Raw genomic sequence first — 25,721 nt, 5'->3', positions numbered from 1 at the left:
GCACCGTCTAATTAACTAAACCACTTCCCGAACCAGCCGTGGAATTTCATCATCACGAAATCCCAGATCCGGCCAACAAAGCCGCCTTCCGGCACGGCTTCCATCGCCACCAGCGGACGTTGTTCAATGGTTTTGCCATCCAGCTGGAAGTCGATGGTGCCGACCACCTGATTTTTCTCCAGCGGCGCTTCCAGCTGCGGTGAGTTCAGGGTAAAGCTGGCCTTGAGATTTTTCATCTGCCCTTTCGGCACGGTAATCGCCGCGTCTTTGGCCACGCCAAGATTGACCTGGCTGCGATCGCCAAACCACACGCGCTGCTGGGCAAACGGCTTGTCAGCTTTAATCGGCGTGACCGTTTCATAGAAGCGGAAACCCCACGTCAGCAACTTCTCGCTCTCGCGGAAGCGCGTTGCATCGGTCGCCGCACCGAGCACTACCGAAATCAGACGCATATCGCCTTCGGTGGCCGATGCCACCAGATTGTTACCCGCGCCAGAGGTATGGCCTGTTTTAATGCCATCCACCTTCAGATTGCTGCTCCAAAGTAGGCGGTTGCGGTTCATCTGCTTGATCTTGTTGAAGGTGAACTCTTTTTCACTGTTAAGCGCGTACTCTTCCGGCACATCGCTAATCAGACGTTGACCGATAATCGCCATGTCGCGCGCGGTGCTGTACTGCCCTTCGGCATCCAGACCGTGCACCGTCATAAAGTGAGTATTTTGCAGACCAAAGGCTTTGACGTAGTTATTCATCAAGCCGATAAACGAATCCTGACTGCCCGCCACATAATCGGCCAGCGCAATGCACGCATCGTTGCCGGACTGAATCACCACGCCTTTATTCAGTTCTGATACCGGAATGCGGTCGCCGGGTTTAAGGAACATTAGCGATGAACCGCGCAGTTTTGGATTGCCGGTAGCCCAGGCATCCTGACCGATGGTCACCATATCGTCATTGGTAATTTTGCCCGATTTCAACGCCTGGCCGACCACATAGCTGGTCATCATTTTGGTCAGGCTTGCCGGATCGAGACGCTGATCGGCATTGGATTCCGCCAGCACTTTTCCGCTGTTGTAATCCATTAAGATCCAGGCTTTGGCATCAATTTGCGGTGCTGCAGGTGCCTGCTCAGCCTGCGTGGTGACGGGAATAAAAAGCAGTAATAGTGAAGAAGCAGCCAGCGGCCGCCAGACAGAAGCGAAGGTGTTTTTTCTCATGAGCGTGACCAGATTGTCCTTGTTAAATCTTGGTTTTCTTGCAGGCAAGACGTGTCTCGCCCAACGCTAACGGTTCATGCCAGCGAAAAAAACCGTTCAATCGTAAAGTTTTATAGAGTTTATTAGAGTAACCCTGGCACCAACCGCCCTGCGCTGCCACTTTTGCGCGGCTGACCGCAAAGAAAAATTGCGTGTAATTCCGATTTTTCGCAGAACGGTTAAGCCAGTCACAAATTTCCGCTAACCTGAATCTCAGTCAGCCTGAGGAGAGCCGCGATGGACTTAGCCATTTTCGATCTGGATGAAACCCTGATTTGTGAAGACAGCACCAGCCTGTGGCTACGCTGGCTGGTTTCACAGGGATTTGCCCCCGAAGAGATCATTCAGCAGGAGAAAATCCTGATGGATCAGTATCACACCGGTACGTTATCAATTGAAGAGTATATGAACACCACGCTGGCACCGTTAGCTGGCATGGCAACCATGACCGTCGAAGGCTGGGTACGCCGCTTTATCCATCGCGACATCATGCCGCGCGTCTTTCCTGCTGCGCGCGCGCGCATCGAGTGGCATCAGCAACGCGGCGATACGGTGATGATCATTACCGCCAGCGGCGACCATTTAGCCGTGCCGATTGCCGAACGTCTTGGCGTACACGGTGCGTTGGCGATTGGCGTGGAAGTGGTGGATGAACGCTACAGCGGCCAAACCTACGGCACCATGACCTATCGCGAAGGCAAAGTGACGCGCCTCAGTGACTGGAAAGCCTTACAGCAGGAGCAGCGCTTTGAACGCACCTGGGCTTACAGTGATTCCATGAACGATTTGCCGCTGCTGACGCATGCCGATCATGCCTGGGTAGTGAACCCCAACCCGCTGCTGCTACAAGAGGCGCAGCAGCGCGGTTGGGAAGTGTGTAACTGGGTACGTTGAGTTAACCGCGCGGGGTGCTGGCGTCAGCTGCCAGCCCCACTTTCAGCAGCTTGCCATTGGCCTCATCGGTCAATACATACAGATAACCATCCGGTCCCTGGCGCACATCGCGAATGCGCTCGCCACGATCGTCCAGTAACCGCTGCTCTTCCACCACTTTTTCGCCGTTAACCTGTAAACGAATGAGGTTCTTCTCCTTCAGCGCGCCGATAAACAGCGAGTTTTTCCACTGCGGGAAACGTGCGCTGTTGTAAAACGCCATGCCGCTAATGGCAGGAGAGACTTTCCAGTAATGCAGCGGCTGTTCCGTGCCGTCCACGGCGCTGCCCTTGGCTTCCGGCACCTTTTCACCGCTGTAATCAATGCCGTGAGTGGCCAGCGGCCAGCCATAGTTTTTGCCCTTTTGCGGGATATTCACCTCATCGCCGCCGCGTGGACCGTGTTCGCTTTCCCACATTTGCTGCGTCCACGGATTGAGCGCCAGACCTTGCGGATTGCGCATGCCATAGGACCAGATTTCAGCACGAGCCCCTTTACGGTCAACGAACGGATTATCCGCGGGAATTGCGCCGTCCTGGGTCAGGCGCACGATTTTACCGGAAAGTTTATCCAGCTGCTGTGCACTGCTGCTGACGAAGTTATCGCCGAAGGCGATATAGAGAAAACCCTGACGATCAAACGCCAGTCGCGTGCCGATATTCGCGCCACCCGAGAGCTTCGGCATTTGCTCCAGCACCACCTTAAAATCGCTCAATTGACGATTATCGTCACTGAGTCGCCCATAACCCACCACGCCGCCAGCGCGTCCACTGGCATCGGCGGTGGTATAACTCAGCCACACGCGACGGCTTTGGGCGAAATCAGGCGCCAACACTACGTCCAGCAAGCCACCCTGGCGATTGGCCCACACTTTCGGCACGCCGCCAATCGGCTGTGACAAGCCTTTGCCCGGCTGCCAACTGCGCAGCTGACCGGATCGTTCAGTAATTAACAGCGTTTGATTGTCGGGCAGAAATGCGACCGACCACGGATGATCGAGCTTGTCTTGCAAAACCTGCACCTGCACATCGGCAGCGAGCAGCGGGGAGGAACAGCTTAAGGCGCCAAACAGAAGCGCGGCGGGCAGTAATCGCATGGCATTCTCCTTTATCACGGTCTGCCGTTAAGGGTAGTCAGCGCGTAACAAAGGATGGGACGGATTTACAAAACATTAAGCCCGGCGCAAGGCCGGGCTCGACGTTACGGTGTGGAAAACGCCACTACATCGCGCACCATCTCATCAATCGCCGGACGGAGATCGTTAAGCGTGATTGGCGTGCTGCTATTTGGCAACGGCTTGCCAAAGGCTTTACGCACCACTTTGATCAGCGGCTTACCGGTCTGTCCATCAACCGCTTCCACTTCGAGGAACAAGGCACTTTCTTGCGTGCGATGTCCGGTGGCCGCCATGGTGCTGGCGACTACCGCAGCGACCGGTACAACTTCATAGAATTGCATGCCTTTGTTTTCGGCCGACACCGCAGTAATGGCTGTTTTCACCACCAACGTTTGTGGACCTTTTTGTGTTACTAGCGGTTTGCGCTCAGAGATTGCGCGTTTCAGCTGGCTATCGGTATAGCTCCGCACCTCGTCCAGTGTTTGCTGACTGACACGTGCATTAGGATGTGGCACCGGATAATAGACCACTGGCGTATAGACCACGCCGCGATAATCCGCATCGCGATAATCGGGAGATACCCAGCGTAGCGTCGGTTTGCCGCTCGGTGATTTCTCCGGTTGTAACTGACTATAATCGCCAAGAAAGCCCGAATATTGTTGTTTGTCGGCAACATGAGAAGTACAGCCCGCCGCCAGCAGCGCCAGCGTTAAGACGGGAACAGAAAGGGAAAATCGCATGAGAGAGCCCTTATCAGAGGTAATTGCTTCTCAAGTGTAGAGGCTGGTAATGCGCGTGGGGGGAAATTTTCGCGAAATGCGAGGAAAAACCACCGGCATTGCAGGTGGTTAGGCGGAATTACTCGAAGCAGGTTTCCGGATTTTCCGACAGTGAAATGAATGATTCACCGCCTTTCGTCAGAGCGATTATTCCGCCGCTCTCAATATCATAAACCCACCCGTGCAGGCGAACTTTGCCTTTACGCAGCGCCACCGCCACGGAAGGGTGTGTTTTGATATTGTGCAGCTGCGCAATCACGTTCTCTTTCACCATCTCATTGAGACGTTTCTCCACGCTATCGTAGTTGCGCTCTTCCACCACCGCTTTAGCGGCGTTGGCATAGTGCAACCAGTGATCGACCGCCGGCATGGTTTCAAGATCGGCATTCGATGCAATGGCGTTCATGGCACCGCAGTTGGAGTGGCCGCAAATAATAATTTCGGTCACACCCAGCGCGACGACCGCGTACTCAATGGTCGCTGACACACCACCTGGCTCGGGTCCAAACGGCGGCACAATGTTACCGGCGTTACGGATCACGAACAGCTGGCCAGGCTCTGACTGCGTCACCAGCTCTGGCACCAGACGGCTGTCTGAGCAGGAGATAAACAGGGCTTTGGGATTTTGGTTGGATGCCAAACTTTTGAAAAGATCCTTCCTTTCCGGGAACACATTCTGTTGAAAATTCAGAAAACCTTTGACGATCTCTTGCATTTGTTTGCTCTCACATTATCCACTTCTGCCCTGGCAGTGAGGATTCACCATCAGTGCGATTTGAAATTTTCAGTGCAGATAATAACTTACCTTCACCGACCCAACATTTAAGCAAAACACGCCCGCTTACACAACTCGGATGACCCTATGCAGCCGGGCGCGTAGAGGGTGCGCCACAACGAATTAAACGCACCGCCAAATGAGTTAAGCATAATCACAACAGATTGGCGGCCCTAAAAGGAGATTCTTACACAGCCTATACATTTTCCTCTGCAACCTCTGTACAATCGCCCCCCTATCCACACTAATTATGATGAATTTTTATCCTTATGAGCCATGTCAAAAATCCACCACGCGTGGGGTTCGTCTCCCTCGGCTGTCCGAAAAACCTCGTCGACTCTGAACGCATCCTGACGGAGCTGCGTACTGAAGGCTATGACGTGGTGCCACGCTACGATGATGCGGAGATCGTCATCGTTAACACCTGTGGATTTATTGATAGCGCCGTACAGGAATCCCTGGAAGCGATTGGTGAAGCGCTGAACGAGAACGGCAAAGTGATCGTCACCGGCTGCCTCGGTGCCAAAGTGGATCAGATCCGCGAAGTGCATCCGAAGGTACTGGAGATCACTGGCCCGCACAGCTACGAGCAGGTGTTGTCACACGTGCACACCTACGTGCCAAAGCCGGAACACAACCCGTTCCTCAGCCTGGTGCCAGAGCAGGGTGTCAAACTGACGCCGCGCCATTACGCCTACCTGAAAATTTCCGAAGGCTGCAACCATCGCTGTACCTTCTGCATCATTCCTTCGATGCGTGGCGATCTTGATAGCCGCCCAATTGGTTCGGTGCTCGACGAAGCCAAACGTCTGGTCGAAGCCGGCGTCAAAGAGCTGCTGGTGATCTCGCAGGACACTTCCGCCTATGGCGTGGATGTAAAACACCGCACCGGTTTCTGGAACGGATCGCCGGTGAAAACCAGCATGGTTAGCCTGTGCGAGCAGCTGGCTAAACTCGGCGTCTGGGTGCGCCTGCACTATGTTTATCCGTATCCGCACGTGGATGATGTCATCCCGCTGATGGCGGAAGGTAAGATTCTGCCGTACCTCGATATTCCACTGCAGCACGCCAGCCCGCGCATCCTTAAGCTGATGAAGCGTCCTGGCGCGGTGGAGCGTACGCTGGAGCGCATTAAGCGCTGGCGTGAAATCTGCCCGGAGCTGACGCTGCGCTCAACCTTTATTGTTGGCTTCCCGGGTGAAACCGAAGAAGATTTCCAGATGCTGCTCGACTTCCTGCAGGAAGCGCGCCTCGATCGCGTTGGCTGCTTCCAGTACAGCCCGGTGGAAGGCGCAACCGCTAACCAGCTGCCGGATCAGGTGCCGGACGATGTGAAGCAGGATCGTTTCGATCGCTTCATGCAGCTGCAGCAGAAGATCTCCAGCGAACGTCTGCAGGAGAAAATCGGCCGCGAAGTGCTGGTGCTGATTGATGAAGTGGACGAGGAAGGCGCGGTGGGCCGCAGCATGGCTGATGCCCCGGAAATCGACGGCGCGGTCTATCTGAATGGCGATCGTCAGTTAAAAGTCGGCGACGTGGTTCGCGTCAAAGTCGAGCACGCCGACGAATACGATCTGTGGGGCACGCGCGTTTAACCATACTTCTGCTGGTGCGCCCGTTTGCGCGCCAGATAGTCAGTATCGGCGCGCAGTTTATCCCAGCACGCTTTGAAAACGGCCGCCGCAGCGGCCTTCTCTTTTTCTGTGGTACGCGGCAGTTCGTTGCCCGCCGCGTCATATTTACGCCCACCCTGATGATTGCTGTAGCGCCGCGCGCGCGTATAGCCCATCTGAATGTATTTCCGCGCCATATCCATACCAACAAAATCATCCTGCGCGCGATACTCCTCAAACAGCTGCATAATCTGCTGCGAAGATTGCTGCGCCAGCTCTACGGTGCGAAAGCGCCAGTGTGGCAAAATCTCACTTTTGTAAGGTTCGACCATCAGCACGCCCTGTTCGCCACGTCCAACCTGATATAACTCTGGCTGCCGACGAAAATCAATGTGCTTGAAATCCTGCTCATAATTAAACGCTTTCATCTGGTTTTATCACCCTCTCATCATCCCGTGACGTAATTATTTCCTGCTGGCACTTAAGCGATGTGTTTTTGCACCGATAACGTAGATATAAGCCTACTTCCTCAGAGATGCCCCTATGTTTAAACGAATGAGAATTGTGACCGCCATCATGATGATTTTGGTGGTATTCACCGTGATGCAGGCGATTTCAGGATCGCTGTTCTTGTCATCACTGATTACCGGTCAGCATAATTTCACCACCAGCAATCAGCTATCGCATCAGCAGCGTGAACTAGCCGACGGCTGGCAAACGCTGGTGAAAACCCGCGTTATCATTAACCGCGTCGCGATTCGCATTCTGAAAAAGCAGACCGATGACGCGTCACTTGCAGCCATCAATAAACTGCTGATTAGCGCTAACGCGTCCCTTGATGAAGCAAAGCAGCATTACGATCTCTACCAAAGCATGCCGCGTCTGCCGGGACAAAGCGCTGACTCAGCCAGCGTGGTTGATGCGAAATTCATCGCCTTCACCGAATTGCTGCAGCAGTCGGCGGCATTCCTCAAAGCCAATGATTACGCTGCGTATGGCAACCTGGATGCACAACAGGCGCAGGACGATCTTGAAGCGGCTTACAAACAGTGGCGCGAGCAGAACGTCCAGCTGCTGGCGGAACGCAGTGCGCAGAACGACAGCACCTATCAGCAGATGCTGGTAATGGTAGCCGTGATGGCGGTAGTTGTCGTGCTGATGCTGGTTGCCGTGTGGATGCTGGTACGCCGTATTCTGCTCGCCCCGATGAAACAGGTGCAGCAGCAGATGGAGCGCTTCGCCGACGGCGATCTCTCCGCCAGCCTGCAGGTCGAGGGCCGTAGCGAAATGGCCTTGATTGCCGCCAGCCTCAATCATATGCAGCAGTCGCTGCTCAGCACCATCAACAATGTGCGTGATAGTGCGGATGCCATATTCGGCAGCGCCAGCGAAATTGCCACCGGCAATAACGATCTCTCCTCGCGTACCGAGCAACAAGCGGCTTCGCTGGAAGAGACGGCGGCAAGCATGGAAGAGTTAACCGCGACGGTGAAACAGAATGCCGATAACGCGCGTCAGGCCACGCAGCTGGCGAAAACCGCCTCCGAAACCGCGGATAAAGGTGGCAACGTGGTGGATGGCGTGGTGAAAACCATGCGCGACATCGCCGACAGTTCGAAAAAAATCGCCGACATCACCAGCGTAATTGATGGCATTGCGTTCCAGACCAACATCCTTGCGCTCAACGCGGCGGTCGAAGCCGCGCGCGCTGGTGAACAGGGCCGCGGCTTTGCCGTGGTGGCAGGTGAAGTACGCAACCTGGCACAGCGTAGCGCCCAGGCCGCTAAAGAGATCAAACTGCTGATTGAGAATTCAGTGCAACGCGTGAACGTCGGCTCGCAGCAGGTAAGCAGCGCTGGCGACACCATGCAGGAGATCGTCAGCGCGGTGACCCGCGTCACCGATATCATGGGCGAGATCGCTTCGGCCTCAGATGAGCAGAGCCGCGGCATCGATCAAATTGGTCAGGCGGTGAACGAGATGGATCGCGTGACGCAGCAGAACGCCACGCTTGTGCAGGAATCCGCTAACGCTTCAGCATCGCTGGAACAGCAGGCAAGCAGCCTCTCTTCAGCGGTGGCGCGTTTTAAAACCGGCACCCGCCAGGCGATCGTGCCGGTGGCGAAAATGGTGAAGCCGGCGATAGCGTCCACCCGCGCACAGCCTGTTGCCGCGCACAGTAATGACCACTGGGAAACGTTCTGAGGCTATAAATCGGTGTGCCGTTCGCACCAGTCGCCATCAATGAGCGGCCGAAGGCGTGCGGTGATTGAAACGGTCGCCATGAATGGCGACCCTACGATTTTGTAGGGTGCGCATTTATGCGCACCGGGTTTTCCATCAGGTCTTCAATTTCGGATCAAGCGCATCGCGCAAGCCATCACCCAGCAGATTAAACGCCAGCACGGTAAGGAAAATCGCCAGGCTGGGGAAAATCGCCACGTGCGGCGCAATGACCATATCGGCGCGCGCCTCATTCAACATCGCGCCCCACTCTGGCGTTGGCGGCTGCGCGCCCAACCCCAGAAACGACAAGCTCGCCGCAGTGATAATTGATGTGCCGATGCGCATGGTGAAATAGACCACAATCGACGACACCGTGCCGGGTAGAATGTGTCGCATGATAATGGTCCAGTCCGACGCCCCAATGCTGCGCGCCGATTCAATATAGGTTTGGTGCTTCAGTACCAGCGTGTTGCCGCGCACCAAACGGGCAAAAGCAGGAATACTGAAAATCGCCACCGCGACAATCACATTGCTCATGCCGCTGCCCATGATCGCCACCACCGCTATCGCCAGTAGAATGCCGGGAAAGGCGAACAGCACATCGCAGATACGCATGGTGATGCGATCCCACCAGCCTTCGTAGTAACCGGCCAGCAAACCTAACACCGTGCCAATTAGCGCGCCAATCGCCACCGAGAAGAAACCGGCAATCAGCGAGATGCGCGTCCCCACCAGCACACGGCTGAAGATATCGCGTCCCAGCGAATCGACGCCAAACCAGTGCATTAATGACGGCCCTTCATTCAGCCGGTCGTAATCGAAAAAGTTTTCCGCATCAAACGGCGCCATCATCGGCGCGATAAACGCCACCACAATCAGCAGCAGCACAAACAGTCCGGCCAGCAGCGCCACATGCTGACGGCGAAAACGCCGCCAGAATTCGCGCCACGGCGTGCGTACCCGGTTTTCCGTGATGGTCGGCATGGTCTTTAATGCCGCGGCACGTCGCCAGTTCTTCAATTGCGACTCCTTACTTGTAGCGAATTGCCGGGTTGATTGCCGCGTACAGCACATCGACAATCAGGTTAATCAGGATGAACTCCAGCGAGAACAGCAACACTTCGGCCTGAATCACCGGGTAATCGCGCATCTCAACCGAATCCACCAGCAAGCGGCCTAAGCCTGGCCAGTTGAACACCACTTCCACCACAATCGAGCCGCCCAGCAGGAAACCAAACTGCAGGCCCATCATGGTCACCACCGGAATCATCGCGTTACGCAGGCCGTGTTTCACCACCACCAGTGATTCGCGTACCCCTTTGGCGCGGGCGGTGCGCATGTAATCTTCCTGCATCACCTCCACGAATGAGGCGCGGGTGAAGCGCGCCATCACCGCCGCCACCGCGGCACCCAGCGTGATTGACGGCAAAATGTAGTGTTTCCAGCTATCGGCTCCGACGGTAGGCAACCAACCCAGCTGCACCGAAAACACCTGCATCAGCAGCATGCCGAGCGCGAAAGCCGGGAACGAAATCCCCGACACCGCCAGCGTCATGCCGATACGATCCGGCCAGCGATTGCGCCATACCGCCGAGGTGATACCAATCGCCATGCCGAAAATAACTGCCCACACCATGCTGCTCAGCGTGAGCCATAGCGTAGGGAAAAAGCGCGCGGCAATTTCATCAATCACTGGACGCTTCGAGACCAGCGAATGACCGAAATCGCCCTGCACTGCATTGAGCATGAAGTGCCAGAACTGCTTGATCAGCGGCTGATCGAGGCCGAGATCCTGACGCACCAGCGCCACTACCGAGGCATCCGCTTCCGGGCCAGCAATCAGGCGCGCCGGATCGCCCGGCAGCAGGTGAACAAACAGGAACACCAGCACCGCGACAATCAGCAGCGTGGGAATCAATCCCAGTAATCGTTTGAGAAAATAGTTGAGCATGCGAAGTCCTGCGCAGCATCGGCCAGCCCCGCAAGGCTGGCCGCGTCTGTTACTTCAGATCCGCCTCATCAAAATTGAATGAGGTATCGGGCATGACATAAAAACCGCTGAGGTTTTTATTGTTGGCAGACAGCAGTTGCTCGACCACCAGCGGGATCCACGGATGATCGTTCCAGATGCGATCCTGTGCGTCTTTATACAGTTTGGCTTTCTGGTCGCGATCGGTGGTTTTCAGCGCATCGCCGAGATCTTTATCCACCTGCGGATTGCTGTAGAAGGCGGTGTTAAAGATCGCTGGCGGCCAGGACGTGGTAGCGAACAGCGGCGTCAGCGCCCAATCGGCTTCACCGGTTGACGCCGACCAGCCGGTATAGAACATACGCACACCGCTCTCTTTCTGCCCTTTGCTCTCCACTTCAGCCGCGCGCTGACCGGCATCCATCGCCGTCACTTTGACCTTCACGCCCACCTGCGCCAGCTGCTGCTGGGTAAACTGCAGTACTTTCTGCGCGGTGCTGTGGTTATGCGATGACCACAAGGTGGTTTCGAAACCGTTCGGGAAGCCCGCTTCTTTCAGCAATTCACGCGCTTTAGCCGGATCGTATTTAATCGCCGGATAGCTCTGCGCAAAATCGATGGTCGGCGGCACGATGCCGGTTGCTGGCGTGGCATAACCCGCAAACGCCACTTTTGCCAGCGCCTGACGGTTAATCGCGTACTCCAGTGCTTCACGCACCTTCGGATTATCAAACGGCTTTTGCGTGACGTTGAGGCTGATGTAGCGCTGCATGATCGACGGCGTGGTCACCACATCGAGCTTGCTGTTACCTTGCAGCAGTTTGGCCTGCTCGAACGGCACCGGGAAGGCAAAGCTTGCTTCACCGGTTTGCAGCATCGCCGCGCGGGTGTTGTTATCCACCACCGGACGCCAGGTAATGCTATCCAGCTTCGGATAACCTTTTTTCCAGTAGCCCTCCCACTTCTTCACTTTCACGAAGTCGGTCTGATTCCAGGTATCAAAGGCAAACGGGCCGGTTCCGACCGGATGGAAGCCGATATCCTTGCCATATTTCTTCAGCGCGGTTGGCGAAATCATTACCGCCGCCGGGTGCGCCAGGTTATTGATGAAGGCCGAGAACGGCTGCTTCAGGGTGATCTTCACCGTGGTTGGGTCAACCACTTCAGTGGTGGCAATGTATTTGAACAGGTTATAGCGCTTGAGATGGTTGTCCGGATTGCTGGCGCGATCGAGGTTAACTTTCACCGCGTCGGCATTGAAATCGGTGCCATCCTGGAATTTCACACCGGAACGCAGCTTGATGGTGTACGTCAGGCCATCGCTGCTCGCCTGATAGCTTTCCGCCAGCACGTTGGTCAGCTTCATGTCTTTATCAAAGCCGAATAAGCCCTGATAGAAAGACTTCGCCACCGCCTGCGACAGCGTGTCGTTGGCATCGTAAGGATCGAGCGTGGTAAAGGTTGAGGCCACCGCAATCACCGCATCTTTCGCCGCCCACGCGGGCAGCGCCAGCGCCGAACTCAACAAACCGGCAGTGATAACCCCTTTTCGCATAATATGGTGCATCGTTATCGTTCTCCTGTAATCCCTGTCATGCGCGACATCTGAAGATGTGCGATTGGTTGCTGCTCAGGCGCCGCTAATAGCGTGGCGGGCGACAAAATGGCCCGGTGCCACTTCCAGTAAGGGCGCCACTTCCGGCTCATCACCCAGCGGGCGAATCGGGCTGGGGATCTCATCCACCATCAGCGCCCGCTCACGATGCCGGTGGGCCGGATCGGCCACTGGCACCGCGGCCATCAGTTTTTTGGTGTAAGGATGACGCGGCTGTTCGAACACCGCCTGGCGCGGTCCCATCTCCACGATCTGTCCAAGATACATCACCGCCACGCGATGGCTGATGCGTTCCACCACCGCCATATCGTGCGAAATAAATAAGAAGGCGATACCAAACTCACGCTGCAAATCGAGCATTAGATTAATGATCTGCGCCTGAATCGATACATCCAGCGCCGACACCGATTCATCGGCGATCACCACTTTAGGATTGAGCGCCAGCGCGCGAGCAATGCAGATGCGCTGCCGCTGACCGCCTGAGAATTCGTGCGGATAGCGCTGCGCATGTTCCGGCAGCAGGCCAACGCGTTCCAGTAGCCAGGCAACGCGCTTCTCCGCCTGACGGCGATCCATCGTTTGATGCACCAGCAGCGGTTCCATAATGGAAAAACCTACGGTCAACCGCGGATCGAGCGAGGCGTAAGGATCCTGGAAAATAAACTGGATATCGCGGCGCAGCGACGCCAGCGCATTGCCCTGCAACGCATCAATGCGCTGGCCGTCAAAGGTAATAGTGCCGCCCTGGCTGGCCACCAGCCGCAGCAGTGAACGTCCGGTGGTGGATTTACCACAGCCGGATTCGCCCACCAGCGCCAGCGTTTCACCGGCGTAGAGATCAAAACTGACTTTCTCCACCGCGTGCACGCGGCGCTTAACGCGATTGAGCAACCCGCCGCGAATATCGAAACGCGTAACTAAATCGCGGACCTGTAAAATCGGCGGGCGATCGTGGCGTACCGTATCCTGCGGTTGAGCCCGCTCTTCGCGGCCGTTGGCATGCAGTAAGGGGAATTTTGCCGGCAACGCCTGGCCGTGCATCGCGCCCAGCTTCGGCACCGCTGCCAGTAACGCGCGGGTATAGGGCTGCTGCGGATCGGCAAACAGCTGCTGCACCGGCGCGCGTTCAACCACATCACCGCGATACATCACCTGCACGCGATCGGCCATCTCTGCCACCACGCCCATGTCGTGGGTGATAAAAATCACCCCCATCTGCATCTCTTTTTGCAGCACGCGGATCAGCTGCAGGATCTGCGCCTGAATCGTGACGTCGAGTGCGGTGGTGGGTTCATCGGCAATCAGCAGCGCCGGTTTGCACGACAGCGCCATCGCGATCATCACGCGCTGACGCATGCCGCCGGAGAGTTGATGCGGATAGCGCCCCAGCACATTTTGTGCTTCCGGAATACGCACCAGATCGAGCATGCGGCGCGCTTCGGCCAGCGCCTGCTGGTGGCTTTTCCCCTGATGCAGACGGATAGATTCCGCTATCTGCTCGCCGACGGTGAACACCGGGTTAAGCGAGGTCATCGGCTCCTGAAAGATCATCGCCATATCGGCGCCGCGCACCTTGCGCATCTGACCGCTGGAAGCGCGCATTACATCCAGCACCTCGCCATTACGGCGACGCAGCTGAATTTCACCGCTCACATCGCCACCGGCCTGTTGAATCAGACGCATCAGCGCCAGCGAGGTGACGGATTTGCCCGATCCCGATTCACCCACCAGCGCCAGCGTTTCACCGCGATGCAGGTCGAGCGACAGGTTGCGCACCGCTTCGGTAATGCGCCCTTCATGCTCGAAGCGCACGTTAAGATCGCGCACCGCCAGAACCTGCTCCGGCGCAAACTGCAGCTGTTGGTCCGTCATGCCTGCTCCTTAGCTGTCGCGGTAAATCGCTACCTCAACGTCACCCTCAACATAGGCGAATCCGCGATACATACCTTCGCTGTTAAACGGCAGCGCCACATTGCCTGCGGCGTCAATGGCGATCAGCCCGCCGCTGCCTTCCAGTTCCTGCACTTTGTCGTGAATGACATTGGCAGTGGCCTGCTGCAGCGAGCGTCCGGCGTAATGCATCTGCGCCGCCACGTCATAGGCGGCGAGCGTACGGATAAACACTTCGCCGGTGCCGGTACAGGAGACCGCCACGCTGTCGTTGCTGGCATAGCAACCTGCGCCCACCAGCGGTGAGTCGCCGACGCGACCGGCCTGTTTGTTGGTCATGCCACCGGTTGACGTGGCGGCCGCCAGATTACCCTGAAGATCGAGCGCTACCGCACCCACGGTGCCAAATTTGCGATCCGGGTCCAGCGGATCATCGCTGTGGCTGTTAGCTTCACCATCATGATCGAGCACCATCTGCTGGCTGTGCAGCGCGCGTTGCAGCTGCTCCCAGCGCTCGGGCGTGGAGAAGTAATCGGCATTAACCGGTTCTAAGCCTTGCTCGGCAGCGAAGGCTTCTGCGCCCGCCCCGATAAACAGCACGTGCGGGCTATTTTCCAGCACCTTACGCGCGGCGAGGATAGGATTACGAATGTGGCTGACGCCCGCAACCGCCCCCACATCGAGCGTGCGACCATCCATGATGCTGGCATCCAGTTCGTGCGTGCCTTGATGGGTGAACACCGCACCTTTACCGGCGTTGAACAACGGACACTCTTCCAGCAAGCGAACCGCTTCGGTCACCGCATCGAGTGCACTGCCACCCGCCGCGAGAATCTGCTGGCCTGCGGTAACGATTGCGGTGAGTTGCTGACGATAGTGCTGCTCTTTTTCGGCGCTCATTGCCGCGCGCGTAATCGCGCCGGCACCGCCGTGAATTGCGATAACTGCTTTAGCCATAACCGGTACCCTGTAAAGGAATCAGAACCAAAAACACTGATTTAGAATGGTTTTCATCTTTTTTTGGCAATTTTCGACTATAGAAAGCCCCCCTCATCTTGTAAAGCAGAAACTGTCTTCATGGTCATAACCTTTTATTGTGGATTATGCTTTTTTGGTCGCGATGGGTTTACTCACTTGATAGTTGCAAACCAAGACAACCGATATCACCGATCGCACGCAGCGTAGCGGCGCAACTTATTGCGCGATAAATCGCGCCGCTATGGAATGTGCGGTGAATGAGTAACGTGCGCGCTCGCTTAACGGCCACGCATTACCCATAATAGACCGCATCTGAAATTAACCAGGCAGAGATGGACATGGAACCTTTTACCGCAGGATTAATCTCCCTCGAAGACGCGCAGCAAAAGATGCTGCAGCAGTTAACGCCCATTAGCGATTCGCTGAACGTTTCGCTGTTTGAAGCCGCCGGGCGCATCACCGCTAAACCGATTAACTCACCGCTCGATGTGCCCTCTTTTGATAACTCAGCCATGGACGGTTACGCCGTTCGTCTGGCGGATAGCGCAGCCGATCGCGTGTTGCCGGTGGCGGGAAAAGCCTTCGCCGGTGCGCCCTTTAACGGTGAGTGGCCAGCGGGTAGCGTGATTCGCATTATGACCGGCGCGCCGATTCCCGCCGGTTGTGATGCCGTGGTAATGCAGGAGCAAACCGAGCAGCGCGACGGCGGCATTGTGATTACCGCACCGCTGCAGGAAGGGCAAAATATCCGCCGCATCGGCGAAGATATTCAGGCGGGAAAACAGGTACTGGATGCCGGTGTGCGCCTTGGTGCCGCCGAGTTGCCGCTGCTGGCGTCGCTGGGCATCGCCGAAGTGAGCGTGCTGCGTAAACTGCGTGTGGCGATCTTCTCGACAGGTGATGAACTGCAGGCGGTGGGTCAGCCATTAGCCGCCGGCCAGATTTACGATACCAACCGTTTCACCGTCGCGCTGATGCTCAACAAACTGGGCTGCGAAGTCATCGATCTTGGCGTGATTGCTGACGACCAGGCGGCGCTGCGTACCGCCTTTACCGAAGCCGATCGTCAGGCCGATGTGGTGATCAGCACCGGCGGCGTGTCGGTCGGCGAGGCCGATTTCACCCGCGCGATGCTGGAGGAGCTGGGCGCTATCACCTTCTGGAAACTGGCGATCAAGCCGGGCAAACCCTTTGCCTTCGGACGGCTGGCAAACAGCTGGTTCTGCGGCCTGCCGGGTAATCCGGTCTCGGCAGCGGTGACGTTCTATCAGCTGGTACAGCCGCTGCTGGCGACGCTCACTGGCCAAACCACGCGCATCATGCCGCTGCGTCAACGCGCGCGCGCCACGCAACGCCTGAAGAAATCCCCGGGTCGTCTCGACTTCCAGCGTGCCATTTTCAGCCGTGGTGACGACGGCGAGCTGGAAGTGCGCAGCACCGGCGCGCAGGGTTCGCACGTCTTCAGCTCCTTTGCGCTGGCCAACTGTTTTGTGGTGCTCGAGCGCGATCGCGGTGACGTTGAGCCCGGCGAGTGGGTAGAAATTGAAGCCTTCAACAGCCTGCTGGAGGGCTAATGAGCGTGGAGTTGAGCGATGATGAGATGCTGCGCTATAACCGCCAGATTGTGCTGCGTGGCTTCGATTTTGATGGCCAGGAGAGACTCAAGGCGGCACGCGTGTTGCTGATTGGCCTCGGCGGATTGGGCTGCGCGGCGGCACCTTACCTGGTGTCGGCAGGCGTGGGCCATCTCACCTTGCTCGATTTCGATACCGTGAGCCTGAGCAATCTGCAACGGCAGATCCTGCACAGCGATGCAAAAATTGGCGTGGCGAAAGTCACCTCGGCACAGCAGCCGCTGGCGGCGCTTAATCCGCACTGCCAGCTCGAGCCGATTGATGCGCAGTTAGATGATACGCAGCTCAGCGCACTGATTGCCCGCCACGATGCCGTGGTAGATTGCACCGATAACGTCACTACGCGCGAGCAAATCAATCGCCTTTGTTTCCAGCACCAGGTCCCGCTGATTTCCGGTGCAGCGATTCGTATGGAAGGCCAGCTGAGCGTATTTACCTGGCAGCCCGGCGAGCCGTGCTATCGCTGCATCAGCCGCTTATTCGGCGATCAGGTGTTGAGCTGTGTAGAAGCCGGGGTGATGGCACCGCTGGTGGGTGTGATCGGCGCGATGCAGGCGATGGAAACCCTAAAGGTGCTGACGGAGTTTGGCAAACCAGCCAGCGCGCGCTTACTGATGTATGACGCAATGAGCGCGGAATTCCGCAGCATGAAAGTCGCGCAGGATGCGCATTGTGAAGTTTGTGGGAAGCCGTAAATGATGAAGGCCGCCTCCAGGGCGACCTTCATTACAGTAAGGTGCGCATTGATGCGCACCTGGCGATGCAGAGATTAAACAATACCCTGGCTGCGCAGGTAATCTTCATAGTTACCCGTGAAGTCGACAATACGATCGGCTTTCATCTCCATCACACGCGTGGCCAGCGAGCTCACAAACTCACGGTCATGCGAGACGAAGATCAAGGTGCCTTCGTACATTTCCAGCGCCATGTTGAGCGACTCGATCGATTCCATATCCAGGTGGTTAGTCGGTTCATCCATGATCAGAATGTTCGGCTTCTGCATCATCAGCTTGCCAAACAGCATGCGGCCCTTCTCACCACCGGACAGCACCTTAGCGGGCTTGTTGATCTCATCATGACCAAACAGCAGACGACCGAGAACGCTGCGCACCGCCTGCTCGTCATCGCCTTCCTGCTTCCACTGGCTCATCCAGTCAAATACCGTCAGATCTTCAGCGAAGTCTTCCGCATGATCCTGACCGTAATAACCGATGCGTGCATTTTCAGACCATTTCACCGTACCGCTATCGGGAGTATGTTCACCAATCAGCGTTTTCAACAGCGTGGTTTTACCGATACCGTTAGCACCCAGAATCGCCAATTTCTCGCCGACTTCTAACATCAGGTTGAGCTTATTAAACAGCGGACCGTTATCAAAACCTTTGGTCAGCGCCTCAACTTCCAGCGCATTACGGAACAGCTTCTTATCCTGATCAAAACGGATAAACGGGTTTTGACGGCTGGAGGCTTTCACCTCTTCCAGCTTAATTTTATCAATCTGCTTAGCACGCGAAGTCGCCTGACGGGATTTAGAGGCGTTGGCGCTAAAGCGGCTAACGAACGATTGCAGATCGGCAATTTGCGCTTTCTTCTTCGCATTATCCGATAATAAACGTTCGCGCGACTGCGTCGCCGCGGTCATATATTCGTCATAATTACCCGGATAAACGCGCAGTTCGCCGTAATCCAGATCCGCCATGTGCGTACAAACCATATTCAGGAAATGACGGTCATGCGAAATGATGATCATGGTGCTGTTACGTTCGTTGAGCACTTGCTCCAACCAACGAATGGTATCTATATCCAGGTTGTTGGTCGGTTCATCGAGCAACAAAATATCGGGATTAGCAAATAATGCCTGCGCTAACAGCACGCGCAATTTCCAGCCCGGCGCAATTTCACTCATCGGGCCGTAATGCTGCTCCACGGGAATGCCCACGCCCAGTAATAATTCACCGGCACGTGATTCCGAACTGTAACCGTCCATTTCACCGTATTCGACTTCAAGGTCGGCCACTTTATAGCCTTCCTCTTCGCTCATTTCTGGCAAGGCATATATACGGTCACGCTCTTGCTTCACTGCCCACAATTCATTGTGGCCCATGATCACGGTGTCCAGCACACTATATTGCTCAAAGGCAAATTGGTCCTGGCGTAACTTACCGATACGCTCATTAGGATCGAGGGAAACATTTCCACCTGTTGGAACCAGGTCGCCGCCCAGTATTTTCATAAAGGTTGATTTACCGCTGCCGTTCGCACCGATTAAACCGTAACGATTACCGCCGCCAAATTTAACGGAGATATTCTCGAACAGCGGCTTACTGCCGAACTGCATGGTGATATTGCTGGAAACTAACACGGCATTGACCTTTGTTACGCAGTGGAGGAAAAACAGCGGGCATTATGCCAGAAGCGGGCACCCTGACGCCACCTCTGCGCCAGAAGCAGAGCGTGTAATGAGCTGAACATGTTGAGCGCATACGCAAAATAATTTGCGCGATAGCAAGGCCGCAAGCGGGCGAGTCCCTGGAATCTTACGCCGTTGAGTGAACGAGACCAGCGTGTGCAGCTAATGTGCCCGGGCGCGAGGTAAAATGTATTTAAATAAATAAAAAAAGCCGAAGACATTTGCCTTCGGCTCCCACTTACAAGGATTGTGCGGATTATTTGATCAGGAAAGTGTCGAGGCTTTTACCTGAATCCAGTGCTTTCTTAATCGCAGCTGGGGTACGGCCTTGGCCAGTCCATGATTTTTCTTCACCGTTTTCGTCAGTGTAAGAATATTTCGCTGGACGCGGTGCACGCTTGGCGCGCTTTTTACCCACTTCCAGAGCACCCAGTAATTCGTTCGGGTCAATACCGTCAGCCAGCAGCATTTCGCGATATTTAGACAGCTTCTCTTCTTTTTCGCGATTCTGTGCTTCTTCTGCATTTACTTCGTCGCGACGTTCAGTCACAACGACGGTTAATTTTTCCAGAATCTCTTCCAGATCGGTCAATGGCAGTTCACGAGCCTGCGCACGTAATGTGCGAATGTTGTTCAGAACTTTAAATGCGTCACTCATCACAATGTCCTTGCTTAAGGGGGTTAAATAAACTGTAGTGGCAAGATTACCTAATTCAAATAAAAAAATAAATTAATTTTATTGCCTGGATTAATCTGAAGTTGCTTACATATTTCTTACGTTGAGGTTTAAAAGCGCCGCATCGCCTTTAATTAACCCTGAATTAACAACCCTTGGTTGTTGCTTATGTTGCAGCTGGAATCGATTTCAAACCAATATTCCCAGGTATTAAACAATCATTTAGCAGCTATTGTGCTGTGCAGCATAACTGAGCATAAAGGTAAAAAAGGATTAATGGTGTAACGCAGGCCCTATTTTCATAGGGGATTATTATATTGCCGAGGATGGGAGAGAAATCTCATTTTTACTTATCGTGGCGATAAAAAGCCGGTGGTTAACCGGCTACTAAGTAAAATTAATGCACCTCTGTTGCCGGGCCAAACACAGAATAGTCCGGCAGGTTGACGTTTTGATAAGGTTCCCAACCGCCGCCGAGCGCTTTATATAACGCCACCAGATCGAGCGCACTTTGCATACGCGCCTGAGTCGACTGCGCTTTGGCTTGCGACAGTTGACGCTGGGCATCCAGCACATCAATAAAGGTCGAAATGCCCTGCCGATAACTGTCGCTGGCTAAATCAAAGGCGCGCTGCAGAGCGCCCGTGGTCTCATCCAGTGCGATGACCTGCTGCTGATCGGCACGATAGCTCACCAACGCGTTCTCCACATCCTGCAGCGCGGTCAACACCGTTTGACGATAATCGAGCGCCGCGTTCGCTTGCTGAGCACGCGCCAGTTTTACGCTGGAAACTAAACGACCGCCCTGGAAAATGGGGATAGAGAGCGACGGCCCTACGCTGAAGAAGTGGCTGCTCCAGTCATCCAGATAGCTGGCATCGGTGTTGCGCACCCCAAGTTGCCCGGTCAGCGACAGGCTGGGGAAGAGATCGGCAACCGATACGCCAATGTTGGCGGTTTGTGCATGCAACGTCGCTTCTGCCTGACGAATGTCCGGGCGACGACGCGCCAGCGTCGCCGGAATCCCCACCGGCACCATTTTCGGCAACTCGGGCAGCGCTTTGGGGTTCATCAACTCGTTATCCAGCGCGCCTGGCGTTTTCCCCAGCAGAACCGCAAGGCCGTTCATGGCCTGTAATTGCTGTGCCTGATACTGCGGCAGCTGCGCATTGAGTGAGGCCAGCTGTGCGCGGGCATTTTCCACATCCGTGGTAGGCGCCAGACCGTTTTGCTGCTGGCTTTGCGTCAATTCCCAGGTTTGCTGCGCCACCTCGATCTGCTGCTGCAACGTTGCCAGCACCGCCTGTGAACCACGCAACTGCAGATAAGCGCGAGCCACTTCTGCTTCCAGCGACACCAGCGCATCGTTGCGCTGTTCAATGGCCGCCTGCTGCTGCGCATCCGCCGCTTCCATCTGGCGGCGTACTTTGCCCCACAGATCGAGCTCCCAGCTGGCGTCAAAACTGCCCTGATAAAGAGTAACGGAATGGTCCAACCCGTTCAGCTGGTTGGCCACATCGCTGTCTACCTGATCGTAAACACCGTTAGACTTCAGTAAGCCCTTTAAACCCAGCTGCTGTCGCGTGACTTTTGCCGAGCCGTTGAGGGACGGGAACAAACCGCCGCGCGCTTGCGCCAGCTGCTCGCGCGCGCCAGCAATGCGCAGTACCGATTGCTGCAGCGTTAAGTTGCCGGCAACCGCACGCTCAATCAGGCTATCCAGCTGCGGATCGTTAAAACTTTTCCACCACAGCGGATTGGTCGCCGCCGCCAGCGGTTTGGAAGCCTGCTGCGAAGGCAAATCATGGTAGCTACCCGGCGTGTGCGCCTGCGGCGGCTGGTAATCAGGTCCTACGGCGCAACCGGCCAGCAATAATGACAGCGCCAGCAGCGTCAGTGACGGCGTCGAGCGCGAAATCTTGTTCATGTTAATGTGCTCCTGCACCGCCTTCGCTCTTAATCGGCGAAAGCAACCAACAAAATGGAATCAGTAGCAAAGCCACGATACTCAGGCCCATAAATACGTCGATGTACGCCAGAATACGCGCCTGGGCGATCATCTCCTGATACAGCTGCCCGCTCGCCAGCACCAGCGGATCGCCCACCGCAGTGGTGAAATTACGAATCGAGTCGGCCCAGTGTTGTAGCGTGAGATTGTAAGGTTCATTGAGCGGCGACATGTTGTGCACCATGTTCGCCGATCGTGTCTGCATACGTTCCGTAATCCCCGCAGTGGAAAGCGAAATGCCGATTGAACCGGCAACGTTTCGGAACATGGTGAACAGCGCCGAGGCATCGGCATTCAGACGCTGCGGTACGGTAATAAAAGCAATGGTGGTGAGCGGCACAAACAGGAAGCCCAGTCCGATCGACTGCGCGCTACGCATCATCACCAGGGTCTTGAAATCGACGTCCGGCGTCAGCGTGCTGGAGTAGAAAAAGGCGCTGGCAAGACAGGTAAAACCGAACGCGATGATATAGCGCGTTTGCACGATCGGCATCAGCTTCAATACCAGCGGAATGGTCAGCACAATCAGTATCGCGCCGGGCGACAGCACCAGCCCCGACCAGGTGGCGGTATATCCCAGATCCTGCTGCGCCAGTTGCGGAAGCACCACCGAACTGCCGTACAAAATCATCGCCATGCCCGCCATCAGCAAACCCGCAACCCAGAAGTTGCGATCTTTCATTACCGTGAGATCAACCACCGGCTTACGCGCGTACAGTAACCAGTAAATCGCGCCAACAATACCGACCAGCGCCAGCGTGGCGAACAGGATGATAAAATGCGAAGCAAACCAATCCTCATCTTCGCCGCGATCGAGGAACACCTGCAGACAACCGAGTCCCAGCGTGATCAAACTGATGCCGATGTAATCAATCTTCAGGCGACCTTTCGCCCACTTACGCTCCCACGGCGGATCTTCCAGCAGCTGGTAAATCGCCATCACGGTTAAAATGCCCACCGGAATATTAATGAAGAACACCCAGCGCCAGCTGTAGTTATCCGTAATCCAGCCGCCAAGCGTCGGACCGATAACCGGCGCGACGATGATGGCAATCGATGACAGGCCAAACGCTTTGCCGCGATCTTCCGCCTTGAAGTAATCAAGCAATACCGATTGCTGCACCGGCTGCAATCCGCCACCAAAAAAGCCCTGCAGCACGCGGAACAAGATGATCTGCCACAGCTCAGTGGCGATGCCGCACAGGAAGGAGCAGATGGTGAACATCACGATGCAGATCAGGAAGAACTGCTTGCGGCCGAACAGGCGACTGAAAAACGCCGAGATCGGTAAGACGATGCCGTTGGCGACCAGATAGGAGGTCAAAACCCAGGTGGATTCGTCATAGCTGGAGGAGAGCGAACCCGCGATATGCGGCAGTGCGACGTTGACGATGGTGGTGTCAAGGATCTCCATAAACACCGCCAGCGTCACCGTGATGGCAACCAGCCACGGATTGCTGGCCGGACGCCAGCTTTCGCTCGCACTCATTCCACTGTCACCTTCGGCTCAACAGACAGGCCCAGCGGCAACGGATGATTTGGATCCAAACCTTTGTCGATAACGATTTTCACCGGCACGCGCTGGACAATTTTCACATAGTTGCCGGTGGCATTCTCGGCCGGGAAGGTGGAGAAGCGTGAACCCGAGCCCATCTGCACACTATCAACGTGCCCTTCCAGCTTCATATCTGGCCAGGCATCAACGCTGATTTCCACTTTGTTACCCGGCTTCATGCGCGCCAGCTGCGACTCTTTAAAGTTGGCGTTAATCCAGATTTCAGGTGAAACCAGCGAGAACAGTGCGCTGCCCGCCTGCACCAGCGTACCGAGATGCACGTTACGCTTAGTGACAAAACCATCATAGGGCGCACGTACCTGGGTATACGAGAGATTCAGTTCGGCGGTGTTAAGTTGTGCTTCGGCCTGGGCAACTTGTTGCTCACGCGCTTCAACATTGGTTTCCTGCTGACGAATTTGCAGCTTAACCTGCGAAGCCACTTCGACCTGAGCTTTAGCGCTCTGCAATTGTGCTTCAGCTGAACGCAACTGAGCGGCGGCAGTATCAATATTACGTTGTGAAGTGGCGCGAGGATCGACACCGCGCTGACGACGATAATCTGCCTGCGCATTCAATAAGTTCGCCTGCGCTTTGGCCTGATCGGCAAGCGCCTGGTCACGCTGCGCCGGATACTGCACGCGCGACAAATCTAACTGCGCCTGTGCCTGATGCAGCTGCGCTTGCGCTAATCCCAGCTGCGCTTTGGCCTGATCGCGCTGCGCTTCGGTATCGCGCGCGTCGATTTCAACCAGCAGATCCCCCTTCTTCACCCGCTGATTATCGCGCACCAGCAGCTTGACCACATAGCCAGAGGCTTTCGGCGCAATGGTCACGGCGTTGCCTTCCGTAAAGGCATCGTCGGTACTTTCAATGTTGCGCGTGGTGAGCCAGAACCATAACGCCACCACAATCATAATCACCACCACAACGGCGAGGATTATCAGGGGTTTCTTTCCGGGGCGTTTACGTTCTGGTTCGTTGTTGTCTTGATTGGATGTTGATGTATTTTGCGGATCTTGCTGATCGCGTGCGGACGGCTGATTCTGGTTTTCACTCATAATTTTTCATCGTAGGCAGTTGTCCCGATTCCGGGCAAAAACGGTCAACATAACCTTAGATGGGAAATTGACAAATGCCAATGCAACTTTACACAAGCCGACATTGGCCCGCCGTTAAGCTAATAAGTGCAACAGCAGCCATCCACCCGCCATCGACCAGGCGAGCATGGGGATAGAAAACAGATGGAAACGCCACCAAACGCGCGCATCCTGCGCCATGCGCAGGGCGATCAGGTTGGCGAGCGATCCGGGCAATAAGCCAAAACCGCCGATATTCACCGCCCACGCCAGCACCTCGGACGGTGGCACTTTCTGCAAAAGCAAAATGGTGGCGGGGACGTTACTGATGATTTGCGATAAACCGATCGCCAGCAGGTAAAGTCCGCCCTCACCTAATTGGCCAATCGCGGCAAAATGCGGCTGCAGCCAGGATAAATGCATCAGCAAAAATACATCGATAAACATCGCGACAAATACCAGCAATAAACTCCAGTCGATGCTGATCAATACGCTGCGCGCCATAATCAGGAAACACGCCGCCACCAGCAGTAACGCCCAGCCGGTCATTTTCATTTCAAGTGCAACAATAAAAACGATATACAGCGCGACGCTAATCACAAATAGCGGCTTGCGCCACGGCTGGGTTTCATTCTGCTGATGCTTTTGAATCGCGCGTGCCGGAAAGCTCCACCACGTCAGCGCCATCAGCGTAAGCATCAGAAAGGCCGCTAGCGGCGCCATCTGTCCAATAAATCCGCCAACGCTAAGCGAACCGTGGCTCCACAACAGAATATTTTGCGGGTTGCCGACCGGGGTCAATAACGATCCCGCATTGACGGCCAGCGCTTCAAAAATAATCAGACGTGAGATCGGTAGACGCGAGAATTTCCGCAACGTTAACGTCAGCGGAACCAGAATAAACAGCGCGACGTCGTTGGTAAGAAAAGTAGAAAGCAAAGCCGCCGCGCACACCATAAACAGCGCCAGCGCCCGTTCATGCTGGAAGCGTCGGATCAGGCGCGCACCGAGCACATCAAAATAGCCGCTGTTCTCCAGCCCTTTCGTCAACATCAACAGGCCAGTCAGCGTCATGATGGTGTGCCAGTCAACGGCACCAGGCAGTTGCGACCAGCGAAAATTCGCCAGCGGCAACATAATCACACCCAACAGCAACAACAAATGCAAAATACGATCGCGCATTAAAGAACGAAGCAGGATGGGCATGA

At 55.5% G+C, this 25,721-nt stretch carries 21 protein-coding genes; 5 read left to right on the top strand and 16 right to left on the bottom strand.

From position 1 onward, the window contains the following. Window positions 1-11: 11 nt before the first annotated feature. Window positions 12-1,217 carry a serine hydrolase gene (locus AC790_RS04180; protein ID WP_049850992.1) on the bottom strand — a complete coding sequence of 402 codons (1,206 nt, stop codon included), beginning with the start codon at window positions 1,215-1,217 and terminating at the stop codon, window positions 12-14. 276 nt (window positions 1,218-1,493) lie between these two features. Here AC790_RS04180 and AC790_RS04175 point away from each other — a divergent pair, with 276 nt between their 5' ends. Next, the gene (locus AC790_RS04175) at window positions 1,494-2,150 is read left to right on the top strand and encodes an HAD family phosphatase (RefSeq protein WP_049850991.1); all 657 of its coding nucleotides are present in this window, start codon (window positions 1,494-1,496) and stop codon (window positions 2,148-2,150) included. A gap of 1 nt (window position 2,151) precedes the next feature. Here AC790_RS04175 and AC790_RS04170 read toward each other — a convergent pair whose 3' ends face one another. The 3 genes from AC790_RS04170 to AC790_RS04160 all read right to left on the bottom strand — a co-directional run bounded on the left by AC790_RS04170 (window position 2,152) and on the right by AC790_RS04160 (window position 4,800). Beyond that, complete coding sequence (locus tag AC790_RS04170) at window positions 2,152-3,285, bottom strand: PQQ-dependent sugar dehydrogenase (RefSeq protein WP_049850990.1); 1,134 nt, start codon at window positions 3,283-3,285, stop codon at window positions 2,152-2,154. A gap of 104 nt (window positions 3,286-3,389) precedes the next feature. After that, window positions 3,390-4,046, bottom strand: a complete 657-nt coding sequence (locus tag AC790_RS04165) for a DUF3313 domain-containing protein (protein WP_049850989.1) — start codon at window positions 4,044-4,046, stop codon at window positions 3,390-3,392. Between the two features lie 118 nt (window positions 4,047-4,164). Beyond that, complete coding sequence (locus tag AC790_RS04160) at window positions 4,165-4,800, bottom strand: carbonic anhydrase (RefSeq protein WP_007887698.1); 636 nt, start codon at window positions 4,798-4,800, stop codon at window positions 4,165-4,167. 329 nt (window positions 4,801-5,129) lie between these two features. On the opposite strand from AC790_RS04160, the gene rimO reads away from it, so the two are divergent. After that, window positions 5,130-6,455: a 30S ribosomal protein S12 methylthiotransferase RimO gene (rimO, locus tag AC790_RS04155; protein ID WP_049850988.1), complete on the top strand. Its 1,326-nt coding sequence runs from the start codon at window positions 5,130-5,132 to the stop codon at window positions 6,453-6,455. Here the strand turns inward: rimO and AC790_RS04150 are convergent. Next, a complete protein-coding gene (locus tag AC790_RS04150) occupies window positions 6,452-6,901 on the bottom strand; it encodes a DUF4385 domain-containing protein (protein WP_049850987.1) in 450 nt (149 codons plus the stop codon). The two genes, rimO and AC790_RS04150, sit on opposite strands and share 4 nt — an antisense overlap. A gap of 115 nt (window positions 6,902-7,016) precedes the next feature. Here AC790_RS04150 and AC790_RS04145 point away from each other — a divergent pair, with 115 nt between their 5' ends. Next, a complete protein-coding gene (locus tag AC790_RS04145) occupies window positions 7,017-8,678 on the top strand; it encodes a methyl-accepting chemotaxis protein (protein ID WP_049850986.1) in 1,662 nt (553 codons plus the stop codon). 135 nt (window positions 8,679-8,813) lie between these two features. Here the strand turns inward: AC790_RS04145 and gsiD are convergent, their stop codons facing one another. The 5 genes from gsiD to AC790_RS04120 all read right to left on the bottom strand — a co-directional run bounded on the left by gsiD (window position 8,814) and on the right by AC790_RS04120 (window position 15,130). After that, window positions 8,814-9,719 carry a glutathione ABC transporter permease GsiD gene (gene gsiD / locus AC790_RS04140; protein WP_049850985.1) on the bottom strand — a complete coding sequence of 302 codons (906 nt, stop codon included), beginning with the start codon at window positions 9,717-9,719 and terminating at the stop codon, window positions 8,814-8,816. A 10-nt stretch (window positions 9,720-9,729) separates the two neighbouring features. After that, window positions 9,730-10,650, bottom strand: a complete 921-nt coding sequence (gene gsiC, locus AC790_RS04135; RefSeq protein WP_007887711.1) for a glutathione ABC transporter permease GsiC — start codon at window positions 10,648-10,650, stop codon at window positions 9,730-9,732. A 49-nt stretch (window positions 10,651-10,699) separates the two neighbouring features. After that, window positions 10,700-12,235: a glutathione ABC transporter substrate-binding protein GsiB gene (gene gsiB / locus AC790_RS04130; protein WP_049850984.1), complete on the bottom strand. Its 1,536-nt coding sequence runs from the start codon at window positions 12,233-12,235 to the stop codon at window positions 10,700-10,702. A 63-nt stretch (window positions 12,236-12,298) separates the two neighbouring features. Further along, window positions 12,299-14,155 carry a glutathione ABC transporter ATP-binding protein GsiA gene (gene gsiA / locus AC790_RS04125; RefSeq protein ID WP_007887715.1) on the bottom strand — a complete coding sequence of 619 codons (1,857 nt, stop codon included), beginning with the start codon at window positions 14,153-14,155 and terminating at the stop codon, window positions 12,299-12,301. Between the two features lie 9 nt (window positions 14,156-14,164). Next, window positions 14,165-15,130 carry an isoaspartyl peptidase/L-asparaginase family protein gene (locus AC790_RS04120; RefSeq protein ID WP_049850983.1) on the bottom strand — a complete coding sequence of 322 codons (966 nt, stop codon included), beginning with the start codon at window positions 15,128-15,130 and terminating at the stop codon, window positions 14,165-14,167. Window positions 15,131-15,489: 359 nt separating this feature from the next. On the opposite strand from AC790_RS04120, the gene moeA reads away from it, so the two are divergent. Together moeA and moeB are read left to right on the top strand one after the other, a co-directional pair. Then, entirely contained in the window at window positions 15,490-16,725 is a 1,236-nt protein-coding gene (moeA, locus tag AC790_RS04115; protein ID WP_304437688.1) for a molybdopterin molybdotransferase MoeA, read from the top strand. Next, a complete protein-coding gene (gene moeB, locus AC790_RS04110) occupies window positions 16,725-17,480 on the top strand; it encodes a molybdopterin-synthase adenylyltransferase MoeB (RefSeq protein ID WP_049850981.1) in 756 nt (251 codons plus the stop codon). The genes moeA and moeB overlap by 1 nt, the downstream gene beginning before the upstream one ends. A gap of 74 nt (window positions 17,481-17,554) precedes the next feature. Here moeB and AC790_RS04105 read toward each other — a convergent pair whose 3' ends face one another. The 6 genes from AC790_RS04105 to AC790_RS04080 form a co-directional block, all read right to left on the bottom strand. Next, entirely contained in the window at window positions 17,555-19,147 is a 1,593-nt protein-coding gene (locus AC790_RS04105) for an ABC-F family ATPase (protein WP_007887723.1), read from the bottom strand. Between the two features lie 304 nt (window positions 19,148-19,451). After that, a complete protein-coding gene (locus AC790_RS04100) occupies window positions 19,452-19,853 on the bottom strand; it encodes an H-NS family nucleoid-associated regulatory protein (protein ID WP_007887725.1) in 402 nt (133 codons plus the stop codon). A gap of 415 nt (window positions 19,854-20,268) precedes the next feature. Next, window positions 20,269-21,798 (bottom strand): efflux transporter outer membrane subunit, encoded by a 1,530-nt coding sequence (locus AC790_RS04095; protein WP_007887727.1) that lies wholly within the window; start codon window positions 21,796-21,798, stop codon window positions 20,269-20,271. A 1-nt stretch (window position 21,799) separates the two neighbouring features. Next, window positions 21,800-23,368, bottom strand: a complete 1,569-nt coding sequence (locus AC790_RS04090; RefSeq protein ID WP_007887728.1) for a DHA2 family efflux MFS transporter permease subunit — start codon at window positions 23,366-23,368, stop codon at window positions 21,800-21,802. Further along, window positions 23,365-24,495, bottom strand: coding sequence for an HlyD family secretion protein (locus AC790_RS04085; protein ID WP_007887731.1), 1,131 nt, complete (start codon window positions 24,493-24,495; stop codon window positions 23,365-23,367). The genes AC790_RS04090 and AC790_RS04085 overlap by 4 nt, the downstream gene beginning before the upstream one ends. A gap of 114 nt (window positions 24,496-24,609) precedes the next feature. Continuing rightward, window positions 24,610-25,719 (bottom strand): SLC13 family permease, encoded by a 1,110-nt coding sequence (locus tag AC790_RS04080; RefSeq protein WP_049850980.1) that lies wholly within the window; start codon window positions 25,717-25,719, stop codon window positions 24,610-24,612. Between the last annotated feature and the right edge of the window lie 2 nt (window positions 25,720-25,721).

The organism is Pantoea sp. RIT-PI-b (assembly GCF_001187905.1).
GTDB classification, from domain to species: Bacteria; Pseudomonadota; Gammaproteobacteria; order Enterobacterales; family Enterobacteriaceae; genus Pantoea; species Pantoea nemavictus.
This window is presented reverse-complemented; position numbering and strand designations above follow the sequence as displayed.

Excerpts from the sequence above, each read along its gene's own strand:
- rimO (WP_049850988.1), top strand. The coding sequence starts at position 5,130 with ATGAGCCATGTCAAAAATCCACCACGCGTGGGGTTCGTCTCCCTCGGC.
- gsiB (WP_049850984.1), bottom strand. The coding sequence starts at position 12,235 with ATGCACCATATTATGCGAAAAGGGGTTATCACTGCCGGTTTGTTGAGT.
- AC790_RS04095 (WP_007887727.1), bottom strand. The coding sequence starts at position 21,798 with ATGAACAAGATTTCGCGCTCGACGCCGTCACTGACGCTGCTGGCGCTG.
- AC790_RS04085 (WP_007887731.1), bottom strand. The coding sequence starts at position 24,495 with ATGAGTGAAAACCAGAATCAGCCGTCCGCACGCGATCAGCAAGATCCG.
- AC790_RS04080 (WP_049850980.1), bottom strand. The coding sequence starts at position 25,719 with ATGCCCATCCTGCTTCGTTCTTTAATGCGCGATCGTATTTTGCATTTG.
- AC790_RS04100 (WP_007887725.1), bottom strand. The coding sequence starts at position 19,853 with ATGAGTGACGCATTTAAAGTTCTGAACAACATTCGCACATTACGTGCG.
- AC790_RS04165 (WP_049850989.1), bottom strand. The coding sequence starts at position 4,046 with ATGCGATTTTCCCTTTCTGTTCCCGTCTTAACGCTGGCGCTGCTGGCG.
- AC790_RS04145 (WP_049850986.1), top strand. The coding sequence starts at position 7,017 with ATGTTTAAACGAATGAGAATTGTGACCGCCATCATGATGATTTTGGTG.
- gsiA (WP_007887715.1), bottom strand. The coding sequence starts at position 14,155 with ATGACGGACCAACAGCTGCAGTTTGCGCCGGAGCAGGTTCTGGCGGTG.
- moeA (WP_304437688.1), top strand. The coding sequence starts at position 15,490 with ATGGAACCTTTTACCGCAGGATTAATCTCCCTCGAAGACGCGCAGCAA.
- AC790_RS04090 (WP_007887728.1), bottom strand. The coding sequence starts at position 23,368 with ATGAGTGCGAGCGAAAGCTGGCGTCCGGCCAGCAATCCGTGGCTGGTT.
- AC790_RS04170 (WP_049850990.1), bottom strand. The coding sequence starts at position 3,285 with ATGCGATTACTGCCCGCCGCGCTTCTGTTTGGCGCCTTAAGCTGTTCC.
- gsiC (WP_007887711.1), bottom strand. The coding sequence starts at position 10,650 with ATGCTCAACTATTTTCTCAAACGATTACTGGGATTGATTCCCACGCTG.
- AC790_RS04160 (WP_007887698.1), bottom strand. The coding sequence starts at position 4,800 with ATGCAAGAGATCGTCAAAGGTTTTCTGAATTTTCAACAGAATGTGTTC.
- AC790_RS04120 (WP_049850983.1), bottom strand. The coding sequence starts at position 15,130 with ATGGCTAAAGCAGTTATCGCAATTCACGGCGGTGCCGGCGCGATTACG.
- AC790_RS04150 (WP_049850987.1), bottom strand. The coding sequence starts at position 6,901 with ATGAAAGCGTTTAATTATGAGCAGGATTTCAAGCACATTGATTTTCGT.
- AC790_RS04180 (WP_049850992.1), bottom strand. The coding sequence starts at position 1,217 with ATGAGAAAAAACACCTTCGCTTCTGTCTGGCGGCCGCTGGCTGCTTCT.
- moeB (WP_049850981.1), top strand. The coding sequence starts at position 16,725 with ATGAGCGTGGAGTTGAGCGATGATGAGATGCTGCGCTATAACCGCCAG.
- AC790_RS04175 (WP_049850991.1), top strand. The coding sequence starts at position 1,494 with ATGGACTTAGCCATTTTCGATCTGGATGAAACCCTGATTTGTGAAGAC.